Below are 13,507 nucleotides of genomic sequence, written 5' to 3'. Positions count from 1 at the left end.
GGTACCCGCATGCGGCGCGGGGTGCCGGCGCGAGCCGTCAGGACGTCGCTCAGAGATCCCTGGCTCCCGACGACGACACCTCCGCCGTCGCACAGCCCACCCCACGATCCCGCTCGGGCAAGATCCGACGGGCTCGAAGCTGCCTCAGACGGGCCGGACCGAGGCGAGGGCGTGCTCGATCACCCAGTCCAACTCCCGGTGGGTGCCGGGTATGGAGATGTAGAGGACCGCGACCGTGGACCGTCCCACGTCGATGCAGGCGACGGCGGCCAACTCGTCGGTGGCCCGCAACCGCGGCCGCTTGAAGTGCAGCCGGAACACCGACACCCAGGCCGGCCGCCCGCCCAGGGTGCTCCGGCCGTCCCGGATCGGCTCCAGCCGGTTCGGCTGCGGGTAGTACTCGGACCGCACGTCGGCGGTCACCTGCCGGCCCACGCACTCCAGGTCGAACGTGAGCGCGTCGTTCTCCGCCGCCGGTACCGCCGCCGACAGGATCGAGGCGTGGTAGTCGCTGAAGCCGTCGTACTCCCGCTCGGTGACGAAGTGCTGCCCTACCTTGTACGGCACCTCCAGCGTCCCGGCGCTCCACACCGTCCGCCACGGTTGCCAGGGCGCGCCGTAGGTGGCGTACGAGATGCCGGCCTCCGGGTCGACGGTCCGCTCCCCGTTCAACGGCTGACCCGGTCCGGCCGGTGGCACGACGGGATCGGGCTCCGGCGCTCCCGGCCCGGGCGATCCCGGTCCCCCCGGCGTCGGCGTGGCCTGGCCCGACGAGCCGGGCGGCGGGCACTTCCGGGCCAGTGGCGGCCGCACGTCGGTCGGTGCCTCCGGCCGGCTCCACAGCGGGTCGACCCCGCCGGAGACGGTCAGCGCCAGCACCACCACCAGGCCGATCACCAGTACGCCGCCGGCCGCCCCGGCGAACCACCACAGCCGACGGTCCCGGCTCCGGTTGCCGGGTGGCGGCTCGGGCTGCTCTGGTGCCGGAGCGGGCAGGCCGATCCGGGTGACCGCACCCGCCCCCCACGCGGCTCCGGGCCGGGCCTCGGTACCGTCGGTCGCACGCGGGACGTTAACCGGCATGCTTCTAGTCAACACCACCGGCAGCCCGGCCAGCCGACCCGGCGGGCACGCCCTCCGGCCAGTCGACGCCCACGGGTGCGTCCCTCCGGTCAGCCGTCCCCGGCGACGGTCATCCCGGTCTCGTTCCCGGACGACCCCACCGGGGAGTGCATCTCGACCACCTCGACCTTGGACGCTCCGGCGGCCAAGCCGTACCACGGGGTGAACGCGACGAGCGTGGCGAGGAGCAGCCCGCTGGCCGCGAGCGCAAGTACCACCAACAACTCATGTGTCGAGCCCTGACCGACACGCACGGTCATCGCAACCTCCCCCATCGCGACCCACCCCCGTGGCCGCTGGTTCCCCAGGACAGGATGGCCGGTCGATGGTTAGCCCGCAGTCACCCATCGGACCCGATCAGGTGTATTCGCGGGCATAGTTGCCCTGACCGATCGGAGCACCGGTCGTGCCACCCGCTCGGGACACGTCAGCAGGGGGTCGACGCGGCATCACACCGTGTCACGACACGGACTTTCCACACGGGAAGGTCGGGAGAAAGCGGTGGCTCAGCCGACCTGGAGAGGTCGGGGAGAAGGGAGAGGTCGGGGAGGGTGGTGGGCTCAGCCGACCCGGCGGAGCCGACGCGAGCGCGCCGCCCGGCGGGCCCCGCCGGTCCCGGCCGGAGGCTTCGACACCGCCGCCGAGGCCGTGACCGCCGGTGCCGACCGGGCCGTGGACGCGGGTACCGGACGGGCTGCCGTGCGGGCCGCGGGCACGCCTGTCGCGCGGGCCGCAGAGGCGGCTGCCGGCCGGGCGGTGGACGCCGGAACCGGGACTCCGGACGGGGAGCGCGCTCCGGTGAGCCGTACCAGTGCCGGGTCACCGGGGCGAACCGCCACGGTCTCCGGCCTGATTCCGGCGTCGTCGAGGAGTCGCGCCACCTCACGGCGCTGCTCGGGTAGCACCAGGGTCACCACCCGGCCGGACTCGCCCGCCCGGGCCGTCCGGCCGCCCCGGTGCAGGTAGTCCTTCGAGTCGGTCGGCGGATCGACGTTCACCACCAGGTCGAGCCCGTCGACGTGGATGCCCCGGGCCGCCACGTCCGTCGCCACCAGGGCGTTCACCTGGCCGGACTTGAACTGCTCCAGGGTACGGGTCCGCTGCGGCTGCGACTTGCCGCCGTGCAGGGCGGCCGCCCGTACGCCCCGGGTCAGCAACTGCCGGGCCAGCCGGTCGGCGCGGTGCTTGGTACCGACGAACATGATGACCCGGCCGTCCCGGGCCGCGATCTGCGCCGTCGCCGTCGTCTTGTCCACGGCCTCCACCTGGAGGACGTGATGGCTCATCGCGGTGACGGTGGCGGTCGTCGGGTCGACGGAGTGCGACACCGGGTCGGTGAGGAAGCGGCGGACCAGCCGGTCGACGCCGCGGTCCAGGGTGGCCGAGAAGAGCATCCGCTGCCCGCCCGGCGCCACCTGACGCAACAGGTCGGTGACCTGCGGGAGGAAGCCCATGTCGGCCATCTGGTCGGCCTCGTCGAGCACCGTGATGGTGACCTCGTTCAGCCGGCAGTCGCCCCGGTCGATCAGGTCGGCGAGCCGCCCGGGTGTGGCGATCACCACCTCGGCGCCGGCCCGCAGCGCCGCCGCCTGCCGGTTCAGCGACAGTCCACCGACCACGGTGGCGCAGCGCAGCCCCAGCGTGCGGGCGTACGGGGCGAGGGCGGTGGTCACCTGCTGTGCCAGCTCCCGGGTCGGGACCAGGACCAGCCCGAGGGGGCGGCCCGGCCGGGCCCGGCGCCCGGCGGTACGGGAGAGCAGGGGAAGGCCGAACGCGAGCGTCTTGCCGGAGCCGGTACGGCCCCGGCCGAGTACGTCCCGGCCGGCCAGCGAGTCGGGCAGCGTGGCCGCCTGGATCGGGAACGGGGTGAGAATGCCGTTCTCGGTCAACGCCGCGTGCAGTCCGGCGGCCAGCGACACGTCGGCGAAAGAGTGGACGGTGGTACGGGTCATCATGGACCTTCCTCGATGCGGTACGTGTCGAGGAAGGTCACCGGCGACCACCACCGGCGGCTCGGCCACCGGCGGCGGTGCGCCCGGTGACCGCAGCCACGGACCGGGAAACACGCGGGAGCCAGCCCGTGCCGTCGGGCGCGGGCTGGCCGCGTCACCACGCCGGTCTGGGCGCGGTGGTCGAACGTCGTCTCTGGGCTGACGCCACAGAGGGCGCTGGGTCAGATCGGACGGATGTTCTCCGCCTGCGGGCCCTTCTGGCCCTGGGTGACCTCGAACTCCACCCGCTGGTTCTCGTCCAGGCTGCGGTAGCCGGAGCTCTGGATCGCGGAGAAGTGGGCGAAGACGTCGGCGCCGCCGCCGTCCGGGGTGATGAAGCCGAAGCCCTTGTCGGCGTTGAACCACTTCACGGTGCCAATTGCCATGTGTTTCGTCTCCTGACGGAACGTTCGGTCCGCACCTGTTGCGGACCAATTTGTTGCCCACCTGACCGGTGGACGGCTGTCGCTCTGGTCGCCCCGCCCGGAGAACTCCGGACATAACAAAGAGCGCCTACGGTCACAATCCCGCAGGCGCACACAGAGTCTCTGGGAACCAAAACTGCAACGCCGCAACGTTAGCACACCACCGGCCCGCCCGCGCGGATTCCGGCAGAGGATCGGGCGACCCGACCTCGGCGGCGGGCTCAACCGCCCGTCGCCGTCTCCGGCACCTGCGCCACCAGCGCGGCTAGGCCGTCGGCATCGAGCAGGTCCGCCGGACGTACCGTCAGGTTGTCCCGTACGTAGTGGAAGGCTGCCCGGACCCGGTCGACCGGCACCCCCGCCAGTTCCGCCCAGGCCAGCCGGTACGCCGCCAACTGCACCGCGGCGGCGTCCGCCTCGACCCCGGTCGGCTGCCGGCCGGTCTTCCAGTCGACCACGTCGTAGCGGCCACCGGGAAGGGTGAAGACGGCGTCCATCCGGCCCCGGACCAGCAGCCCGCCGATCGACGTGGCGAACGGCACCTCCACCTCGACCGGAGTCCGCTCGGCCCACTCGCTGGCCAGGAACCGCTCCTGCAACTCGGCCAGTGCCTCGTCCGGCGCGGCATCCGAGTCGGCCGCACCGGGAAGCTCGTCGACGTCGAGCAGTCGACTGATCCCGTACCGCTGCTCCAGCCAGGCATGGAACGCGGTGCCCCGCCGGGCGTACGGCTCGGGCCGCCGGGGCATCGGCCGGCGCAGCGCGCGGGCCAGCGCCGACGGGTCCCGGCGCAGCGCCACCAGTTGCGAGACCGACAGGTGGCCGGGGAGCGCCACCTCGACCGGTCCGGAGCGGTGGGCCAGCATGTCCCGCTCGGCGAGCAGCAGTTCGGCCTCGCGCCGCCATGCCGCCGCCGCAGCCGCCGCCTCCGGGTCCGGCTCGACCACCACCTCCGCCGCCGACGCGTCACCCGCCTCCACCGCCACCGCTTCCACCGCCACCGCCTCCGCCGGCGCCGCCTCCACCGGCGCCGCCTCCGCCTCGGCTGAGGTGTTAGGAAGGGCCCCCGCATCCACCGAAAGCGATAAGAAGGGGCCCTTCCTTTCGTCTTCGGCGATGAGGCGGCGGACCAGGGCGGCGGCTTCGGCGAGTGCCGGGCGGCGGGCGCCCAGCGGGTCGGCCGGCCACTCGGCCCGGAGCACCACCTCGGTGGTCGGGTTGCTGGCGTCCGCCGCCGGCTCGGCCGCCCAGGCGTCGACCACGAAGCCGCTCTCGCCGGCCTCGGGCGTGGTCAGGCACCACTCGTACACCTCGGAGAGGAACGTCGACGGGCCGCGCGGTCGCTTCGTACCCTCGCCCCACCAGTAGCCGGAGCAGAGCAGCAGCCGGCGCGGCCGGGTCACCGCCACGTACGCCAGCCGGCGTTCCTCCCGCTCGTCGTGCGCCCGCCAGTCGTCGGTGAAGGTGGTCAGCGCCCGGGCCACCGCCTTCTGGTCGTCGGCGTCGGCCAGGGCCAGTTCGGGCAGCCCGTCCGCGTCGCCGCGCAGCGGGAACGGCAGCACCCCGAGGCCACGCAGGTAGTGGTCGGAGCCCCGGGCGGTACCCGGCCAGACGCCCCGGCTCAGCCCGGCCACCGAGACGACGTCCCACTCCAGGCCCTTGGCGGCGTGCGCGGTGAGGACCTGCACCGCTCCCTCCACCACCTCCACCTCGCCCGGGGAGAGTCCCCGTTCCTCGTCCTCGGCGGCGGCGAGGAAGGCCAGGAAGGCGTGCAGCGGCGCACCGGCCGAGTCGCCGGCGAACCGGGCGGCGACGTCGCCGAGCGCGTCCAGGTGCCCCCGGGCCAGGCCCGCGTCGCCGCCCCGGCCGTCGCTGCCGGCGCGTACCGCCACCTCGACGTCGAGGCCGATGGTCCGCTCGACGTCCGCGAGCAGGTCCGGCAACGGCTGGTCCAGGCGGTGCCGGAGCAGGCCGAGTTCCTTGGCGTACGCCCGCAGCCGGGCATAGCCCTCCGCCGAGTACGCCTGCGCCGGGCCCAGGTCCGCCAGCGCCTCGACCAGCGTCGCCTCGTCCAGCCGGTCGGTGACGATCTCCGGCTCGGTGTCGTCGTCGGACCGGGGCAGTTCCCGCCGGGCCCGGGCGATCGCGGTGGCCCGGCGGTGCAGGGCCACCAGGTCGCGCGGGCCGATCCGCCAGCGTGCCCCGGTCAGCAGCCGGAGCAGCGCGGCACCGTCGGTCGGGTCGGAGAGCACCCGCAGGGTGCAGACCACGTCCCGGACCTCGGGGGTGTCCAGCAGTCCGCCGAGCCCGACCACCTCGACCGGCAGTCCCCGGTCCCGCAGCGCCGCCTCGATCGCCGGGATCTGGCTGCGCAGCCGGACCAGGACAGCCGTCGTCGGCCGGGCCACCACCGGAATCTGCTCCGGCAGCGCGTCCGGCATCCGGGCCGCGCCCCGCCAGGCGGCGAGGATGCTGTCCGCGATCCAGTCGGCCTCGTCGGCGTACGTGTCGAGCAGTGCACAGTGCACCGTGCCGCCGGCGTACCCCCGTCCGGTGCGGCCCGGAATCGCCTCGTCGACCCGGAACGCGGCGGCCAGCTCGGCGACCTGCGCCCCGGCCGCGCGCAGCGGCGCGGCGAGCCCGTTGGCGACGTCCAGGATCTGTGGACGGTTCCGCCAGCTGGTGCTGAGGGTCCGCACCTGGGCCGGCGTCCCGTCGGGCTGGGCGAACTCGGTCGGGAACCGGTCCAGGGTGCCGGCGCTGGCCCCCCGCCAGCCGTAGATCGACTGGCACGGGTCACCGACCGCGGTGACCGGGTGGCCGCCGCCGTAGAGGGAGCGGAGCAGCACCACCTGGGCGTGGCTGGTGTCCTGGTACTCGTCGAGCAGCACCACCCGGTAGCGCCCGCGCTCGATGGCGCCCACCTCCGGGTGGTCCCGGGCCACCCGCGCCGCCCGGGCGAGCTGGTCGCCGAAGTCCATCGCCTCGAAGTCGTCCTTGCGCTGGGCGTACGCCCGGACCAGCGGCAGCAGCCGCAGCCGGAGCTGCTGGACGTGCAGCGCCCTGCGTACGTCGGCGTAGACCCGGCCGGGTCGGGACTGCACCTCGGCGAAGAACCGGCCCGTCCAGGCGGCCAGGTCGTCCGGGGTGACCAGGTGCTCGGCCAGGTCGGCGGCGAGCGCCAGCACGGCGTCGGTGACGGTGCTCGGCTGCCGCTCCACCTCGGACATGTCCCCGTCGTGGTTGCGCACGATCGAGTCGACGATCTGCCAGCGGGACGCCTCGGTGAGCAGCCGGGTCGACGGCTCGTACCCGCCGCGCAGGCCGTGCTCGGTGACGATCCGGGCCGCGTACGAGTGGTACGTCGCCACGGTCGGCTCGCCGCCGAACGGGTCGTCGTCGCTGTTGCGGCTGTTCCGGCCGAGCCGGCGCACCAGTTGGCCGAGCCGGGTCCGGATCCGGGTGCCGAGTTCCCCGGCCGCCTTCCGGGTGAAGGTGAGGCCGAGGACGTGCCCGGGTTCGACGTACCCGTTGGCGACCAGCCAGACCACCCGGGCGGCCATCGTCTCGGTCTTGCCGGAACCGGCCCCGGCGACCACCAGCAGCGGCTCGACCGGCGCCGAGATGATCGCGGCCTGCTCCAGGGTGGGCGCCGGTAGCCTGAGCAGCTTGGCCAGCTCGACCGGGGTGTAGCGCGGTCCGGCGTCGGCGACCCGCTGGGTCGGCGTCGAGGTGAACAGGGAGGGCTGGCTCACCGGCGCTCCCCGCCGCCGCGCTGGCCCGGCGGCTTCGGCACGGCGGCGTCCGGGCGGCGCCGGGTGGGCGGCTCGACGACCTGCCGGCCCTGACCGGAGATCGGGCAACTGCTGCGCACCGGGCAGACCCGGCACTTCGAGTTGGCGACGGCGGAGAAGGTGGCCGCCGCCATCGTGTCGGCGGTACGCCGGACCATCGCCCGGGCCCAGCTACCCGAGTCCTCGGCCGCGACCGGCGGCTGGACCTGCTCCCTGGCGTCCTGCGCCGACGTGCCGAGCTGCACCAGCGCCGCCCCGCCGGACTCCGACCCGGCACCGAGGTCGGCGAAGGCGCCCGCCTCCACCGCCGCCTGGTACGCGCCGAGCTGCGGATGCTCGGCCAGCTCCGAGGCGGTCACCGCGGTCGACTTGCCGGTCTTCAGGTCGATCACCACGAGCCGGCCCTCGGCGTCCACCTCCAGCCGGTCCACCCGGCCGGTCAGCTCGATCGGGCGCCTCGGGTCGTCGAGGCGCACCGCGAACTCGTGTTCGATGGCGAGCAGCCGGCGCGGGTTGCCGGCCAGCCAGCGCAGCAGCTTGTCCACCATCACCTCGGCGCGGGCCCGTTCGGTGCCGGCCATCCACCGGGCGGCGAGTTCGATCACGTCGAACCGGGCCGTCACGTACTCCAGCAGTTTGCCCCGGTCGGCGCTGGCGTCCTCGGCGAGCATCGCGGCGGCGTGCACCAGGTTGCCCACCCCCTGGGCGGAGCTGGCCGGCGCACGCCCGCCGTGCCGTTCCAGCAGCCAGCGCAGGCTGCACCGCAGCGCACTCTCCATCCCGGACGGGGTGACCCGGACCGGCTCACCCTCGTCGACCAGCGGCCGGTCGTCGGAGAGCGGTCGCAGCCCCCACCAGTCGTCGGGATGCGCGCCCGGCACCCCGGCGACGGCCAGCCGGGCCAGCTCCGCCGCCGCCGCGCGCCGCCTGGCCGGTGACGCCTCCGGGTCGGTGACGGCGGTACGCAGCTCTGCGACCAGCGCCGGCAGCGTCAACGCCCGCGGCGGTCGCCCCACCGGCAGCACAGCTGTAAGGAAGGGCCCCCCGTTATCGTTCTCGGTAGCTGAAGGGCCCCCTCCCAACACCTCGACCTCGACCTCGACCTCGGCGTCGGCGTCGGCGTCGGCGTCGGCGTCGACCGTCGGGCCGAGTTCGTAGAGGAAGCGGCTCGGCTGCTCCTCGTGGTCGGCCACCCCGACCGCAGCCGAGGCGACCGCGCTGACCAGCAGCCTGCGCCGGGCCCGGGTGGCGGCGACGTAGAAGAGCCGCCGCTCCTCGGCCAGCATCGCCGAACTCTGCCCGACCAGTGTTGCCGCGACGCCGGCCCCCTCGCCCCGGCCGGCGAGCAGGTCGACCAGCCGCTCCGAGCCGAGCAGGCTGCCGCGCAGCCGCAGGTCCGGCCAGATCCCCTCCTGTACCCCGGCGACCGCGACCAGGTCCCACTCCAGCCCTTTCGCCGCGTGCGCGGTGAGCAGGCGTACCGCCTCGCCCCGGTCGGCACTCGGCGCGAGGGTGTCCGCCGGCAACTGCTGCCCGAGCACGTGGTCGAGGAAGACCTCGGTACGCGCCCCCGGCAGCCGGTCGACGAACCGGGCCGCCGCGTCGAAGAGTACGACGATCGCGTCCAGGTCCCGGTCGGCGGCGGCGACCCGCCAGCGCAGCCCGCTGTCCTGGGCCCCGGCGCCGGTACGGGCCCGGGCCAGCGCGCCGGACCAGCGCTCGGCGAGCCCGCTGGCCCGCCACACCGTCCAGAGCACGTCCTCGGCGGTCGCCCCGGGCACGGCGGCGGCCTCCCGGGCCGCGGTCAGAAGGTTCGCCACCGCCTGGGCCGGTGCCGCCCAGCGGCGCTCGATGGTGAGCAGGTCGCGCGGGTCCCGCAACGCCTCCACCAGCAGGTCCCCGGAGGGGCGCCGGTCGCCGCCGGCCAGTGCCAGCGCCCGCAGCCCCTGCCGGAGCCGCCGCTCGGCCAGCGGATCGGCGCCGCCGAGCGGCGAGTGCAGCAGCGTCACCGCCGCCTCCTCGTCCAGCCGCTCCGGTTCGAGCGCGCAGCGCAGCAGCAGCAGGAACGGGGCCACCGCCGGTTGCAGGTGCAGCGGCAGGTCCTCGGCGTGCACCACGGTCGGCACCCCGACGGTGTGCAGCGCGCGCTGCAACGGCGGAAGTTGCAGCGTGGTGGAGCGGAGCAGCACCGCCATCCGCGACCAGGGCACCCCGTCGAGCAGATGCGCGGAGCGCAGCGCGTGCGCCAGGTAGGCCGCCTCGCTGGTGCCGGAGCGGAAGGTGCGGATCTGGACCGTCCCCGGCTCGGCGTCCGGCACCGGGTGCAGGTCACGATGGGCCACCGGCCCGCGCAGCCGCCGCGCCAGCCGCCGGGTCGCGGCCAGCAGCTCCGGACCGCTCCGGTACGACGTGTGCAGCACCAGCGTCCGGGCCACCGCCCCGGAGACGGTACGGAACCGGTGCGGGAAGCTGTGCACGATCTCTGGGTCGGCGCCCCGGAAGGCGTACGTGGACGAGTCCGGGTCCGCGAACGCCACCAGTGGCTTGCCACCGCCGGCCACCAGGTGCAGCAGGTCCACCTGGGCCGGGTCGGTGTCGGCCAGCTCGTCGACGTAGACGTACGCCAGCCGGCCCCGTTCGGCGTCGAGCAGGTCGGGGTCGTCGGTGAGCAGCCCGGAGGCGGCCCGGACCAGTTCGGCGGGATCGTAGGCGACCGAGCCCCGGGTGGTGACGTCGCGCAGCGCGAGCACCGCGACGTACTGCCGGAGGAACCGGGCGGCGGCCGGCCAGTCGGAACGGCCGAGCTTCTCGCCGAGCCGGGCCAGCTCGACCGGGCCGACGCCCCGCTCGGCGGCCCGCATCAGCAGGTCGCGGAGCTGTTCGGCGAAGGCCCGGGTACGCAGGGCCGGCCGCAGCTCCGCCGGCCAGCCGACCGGGTCGTCGAGTTCGTCCCCGCTCTCCGGCTCGGTCTCCTCGCCGCCGATCACCCCGAGCAGTTCCCGGATGATCAGATCCTGCTCGGGACCGGTGAGCAGTCGCGGGGACGGCTCGCCGCGCTCCGCCGCCGCCCTGCGCAGCAGCCCGAAGGCGTACGCCGGGAAGGTCCGGACCAGCGGCTCGTGCACTACCCGGTTGGTGTCCTCGGCGATCCGGGCCTCGATCCGGTGCCGCAGCGCGGTGGCCGAGCGGCGACTGAACGCGAACACCAGGATGCGTTCCGGGTCGACGCCCTCGGCGACCCGGGCCACCACCGCCTCGACCAGGGTGCTGGTCTTACCGGTACCCGGTCCACCGAGGACCAGCAGCGGACCGTCGGTGTGTCCGACCACCTCCCGCTGCCCGGGGTCGTCGTGTCGCGCCGGCCCGGCCTCGGCCGGCCGACGAACCAGCCGGTACGCCTGCACGCCGCCCATCACACCACGCCGCCCCGACGGACCCTCCGCAGGTACGCCCGGCGCCGCGCGCCGATCGCACCGGCGGGTACCGGCGGAGTCGGGGCACAGCCCGCTCGACGGAGCGTTCAGGGACCGCGAGAATCGGATGAGGACTTTAGGATATTCTTAACTCGTCCACCATCGAGAGGGCAAAGACGTGGAGTGGGAGATCTTGATGACTGCACAGGTCGAGAGGTTCCTCGATGATCTCTACGAATCGGATCGGAACAGCCACCGCCTCGTCACCCAGGCCATCCTCGTCTTGGAGCGGAACGGCCCAGCGGAGGGACGTCCACTCGTGGATACCGTGTCTGCATCGCGGATCGCCAACTTGAAGGAGTTGCGTCCGCCGTCCACTGGCCGTACGGAAGTCAGAATCCTGTTTGTGCTTGACCCGTGGCGGTCAGCGATCCTACTCGTAGCCGGTGACAAGGCAGGGCAGTGGAAACGGTGGTACCAGAAAGCAATTCCTGAAGCCGAGGAGTTGTACGCGACGTACCTCAAGGAGCGCGAAGAGGAGAGCGGACGATGAGCGAGGTTCGACGCTGGCGTGAGTCTGGTCATCTGGAGCGCGCAGTCGAGACGGCAGGCGGTCCCGAAGCCTTTGCGGCCAGCCTGGGTCGGATGCTTGACGAGGCACGCGGCTGGCGCCTGGCCGACATGCGCAAACGACGAGGACTGACCCAGGAACAGGTAGCGATCCGGATGGGAGTCTCAGTCGCCCGTGTGTCACAGATCGAGAGCGGCGACTTCTCCACCCAAGAGGTACTCAGCCGCTACGTGGCTGCCCTTGGCGGGACGCTCAAGCTCATCGCCGACTTCGGCGACGAGCAGATGAAGGTCGCCTAGAGCCGCCACGTCACTCGCAGACACCTCCGCCCCCTGTCGGTCATCCACGTTGACCGGCTGGATCGCGCTCGGCCTGCGGGCCCGGCACCCAGCCGACGAAGCGTACGCAGACGGCCACCGGGTCGAGGTTGGGTGAGGTGGCGAGGAGGTCGCACAGCGCCCGATGCAGGTGCCCGGTGAGGTGGACCAGGAGTTTCGCCCGGGCCCCCCGGTAGGCGTGCAGCAGGTTCAGCCGGGCCGGTTGACACGGCCAGGGGGCGGCGCAGGTGCGGCAGAGGTACCTCGGCCGGGTCGGCACGTGTGGCCGACGGCGCGCGAGCGGCGGATTCATCGCTCGGCCCGGTTATCCGGTCGGCTGCCCGGCCGCGCGCCTGGCGGGGGCCGAGGTCGGCCGGCCGTTCCGGCCGGCGGGTGCGGTCCAGCGCGGACCCTGGTTGGTGTTCCGGGCGGCGCCCGAGGTCGGTCGCGGGCCCGGCTCCGGTCCGACCGGCACCGACACCCCGGCCGCGGGCGGTGGCGGCGGCCATGGCAGGGGCATCACGGGTACGTCGTCGGGGCAGCGCCAGCGCAGCCCGCACCGGCAGTAGCGCCACAGCCGGCGCCAGTCCCGACGGTGGCGTTCCGGTCGTCGCCTTCTCCAGCCCATCCCGCTGCTCCCCTCCGTCGTGCCGCTCTCCGCTCAGTGAGGCGGGGACCACCCGATTTCCGGGGGAGGCAATCCGGGCGGTCCCCGCGCGGTTCCGTCCGGGGTGGTTGCCGCCACCGAACAGTTCTGGGCGGTGGTTGACGCCCGGCCGGATCCCCCAGCCGCGCCACCGGACGGCAGTGGCCGAGCTGCTCGGCCGGGACGTCGGCGAACTCTGGCCGGACGTCCTCCGGCGGCGGGAACTCGAATGGTTCCGCCCATGGGCCGACCTCGAACGGGAGGCCACCTCGCTGCGGTCGTTCCAGGCGTCGGTGCTGCCGGGCCTGCTCCAGACCGAGGCGTACGCCCGCGCGGTGCTCGGCAGCGGACCGCTCGGCGGCGACGAACTCGACCTGCACGTGGCGGCCCGGCTCAAACGCCAGGCGGCGGTCTTCGACCGGCCCAAGCCACCGCTGGCCGTCTTCGTGGTGGACGAGGCGGCGTTGCGCCGGGGCGACCCGGAGATCATGCGCCCGCAGCTCGACCACCTGGTCGAGATGGCCCAGCGCCCGTTCGTGATGGTGCACGTGTTGCCGCTCCGCGCCGGCCTGCATCCCGGCCAGGCCGGGGCGTTCGTCATCGCCAGCCTGGACGACCGACCCGACGTCGCCTATCTGGACGACCAGGCGGAGGGGCGGATGACCAGCGACGTTGCCGCGCTCTGGCGCACCTGGGACACTGTGAGGTCGGTGGCGCTGCCGCGCGACCAGTCGATCGCACTCCTGAGGGCACGAGAATGGTTGACCTGACCGGCGCCCGGTGGCGCACCAGCACCCGCAGCAGTTCCAACGGTGGCGACTGTGTCGAGGTGGCCGACAACCTGCCCGGCCGGGTGCTCGTCCGGGACAGCAAACACCGCGACGAGGCCACCCTCGCCTTCACCCCCGCCGCCTGGCGCAGCTTCGTCCGCGAGGTGGCAGCCCGGCCGTCGTGACCGGCGGCCTCCTGGTTGCCGCGGTGAGAGTTTGAGAGGATGTCGGCCGAACCGGGTGCCTGACGTCCGAGCGCCGGACAGCCCTGATCGCTCCCCAAGCGGCAGACGCTCCACCGGCGCCGCTGCTGGGTCGGACCTTGCCGAGCGATGTCGTCGCACCCTTGAGCAGGTCGACACATCCCTCGGAGGATTCCTTGTACACCCCCCCTACCCCACCTGGGTTCCAGGCATCCGGCCCTGGTCAACCGCCGGCACAGACCCCGATCACCGCGT

General features: G+C 73.8%; 11 protein-coding genes. 4 read left to right on the top strand and 7 right to left on the bottom strand.

Annotated features, from left to right (window positions below; translation table 11 throughout):
- Nucleotides 1–144 precede the first annotated feature (144 nt).
- The 6 genes from ABNF97_RS18240 to ABNF97_RS18215 form a co-directional block, all read right to left on the bottom strand.
- The gene (locus ABNF97_RS18240) at nt 145–1,083 is read right to left on the bottom strand and encodes a hypothetical protein (RefSeq protein ID WP_349339215.1); all 939 of its coding nucleotides are present in this window, start codon (nt 1,081–1,083) and stop codon (nt 145–147) included.
- A gap of 89 nt (nt 1,084–1,172) precedes the next feature.
- Nucleotides 1,173–1,382: a hypothetical protein gene (locus ABNF97_RS18235; RefSeq protein ID WP_130464871.1), complete on the bottom strand. Its 210-nt coding sequence runs from the start codon at nt 1,380–1,382 to the stop codon at nt 1,173–1,175.
- Between the two features lie 300 nt (nt 1,383–1,682).
- Complete coding sequence (locus tag ABNF97_RS18230; RefSeq protein ID WP_502930510.1) at nt 1,683–3,077, bottom strand: DEAD/DEAH box helicase; 1,395 nt, start codon at nt 3,075–3,077, stop codon at nt 1,683–1,685.
- A 218-nt stretch (nt 3,078–3,295) separates the two neighbouring features.
- Nucleotides 3,296–3,499, bottom strand: a complete 204-nt coding sequence (gene cspE, locus ABNF97_RS18225) for a transcription antiterminator/RNA stability regulator CspE (RefSeq protein WP_101369720.1) — start codon at nt 3,497–3,499, stop codon at nt 3,296–3,298.
- A 260-nt stretch (nt 3,500–3,759) separates the two neighbouring features.
- On the bottom strand, nt 3,760–7,293 hold the full coding sequence (locus ABNF97_RS18220; RefSeq protein ID WP_349339214.1) for an ATP-dependent helicase: 3,534 nt from the start codon (nt 7,291–7,293) through the stop codon (nt 3,760–3,762).
- A complete protein-coding gene (locus tag ABNF97_RS18215; RefSeq protein WP_349339213.1) occupies nt 7,290–10,745 on the bottom strand; it encodes an ATP-dependent helicase in 3,456 nt (1,151 codons plus the stop codon). The genes ABNF97_RS18220 and ABNF97_RS18215 overlap by 4 nt, the downstream gene beginning before the upstream one ends.
- Before the next feature lie 196 nt (nt 10,746–10,941).
- On the opposite strand from ABNF97_RS18215, the gene ABNF97_RS18210 reads away from it, so the two are divergent.
- Together ABNF97_RS18210 and ABNF97_RS18205 are read left to right on the top strand one after the other, a co-directional pair.
- Complete coding sequence (locus tag ABNF97_RS18210; RefSeq protein ID WP_349339212.1) at nt 10,942–11,298, top strand: type II toxin-antitoxin system RelE/ParE family toxin; 357 nt, start codon at nt 10,942–10,944, stop codon at nt 11,296–11,298.
- Nucleotides 11,295–11,615, top strand: a complete 321-nt coding sequence (locus tag ABNF97_RS18205; RefSeq protein ID WP_130464875.1) for a helix-turn-helix domain-containing protein — start codon at nt 11,295–11,297, stop codon at nt 11,613–11,615. Before ABNF97_RS18210 ends, ABNF97_RS18205 begins: the two co-directional genes overlap by 4 nt.
- Nucleotides 11,616–11,655: 40 nt before the next feature.
- Here ABNF97_RS18205 and ABNF97_RS18200 read toward each other — a convergent pair whose 3' ends face one another.
- Nucleotides 11,656–11,946, bottom strand: coding sequence for a hypothetical protein (locus ABNF97_RS18200; RefSeq protein WP_130464876.1), 291 nt, complete (start codon nt 11,944–11,946; stop codon nt 11,656–11,658).
- A 386-nt stretch (nt 11,947–12,332) separates the two neighbouring features.
- On the opposite strand from ABNF97_RS18200, the gene ABNF97_RS18195 reads away from it, so the two are divergent.
- A complete protein-coding gene (locus ABNF97_RS18195; protein WP_502930513.1) occupies nt 12,333–13,049 on the top strand; it encodes a DUF5753 domain-containing protein in 717 nt (238 codons plus the stop codon).
- Entirely contained in the window at nt 13,037–13,234 is a 198-nt protein-coding gene (locus tag ABNF97_RS18190) for a DUF397 domain-containing protein (protein WP_130464878.1), read from the top strand. The genes ABNF97_RS18195 and ABNF97_RS18190 overlap by 13 nt, the downstream gene beginning before the upstream one ends.
- The last annotated feature ends 273 nt before the right edge of the window (nt 13,235–13,507 follow it).

This window comes from Plantactinospora sp. B6F1 (assembly GCF_040120695.1).
Classification (GTDB): Bacteria; Actinomycetota; Actinomycetes; order Mycobacteriales; family Micromonosporaceae; genus Plantactinospora.
Note: the sequence above shows the minus strand (reverse complement) of the source record. Positions and strands in the feature narration are given on the sequence as shown.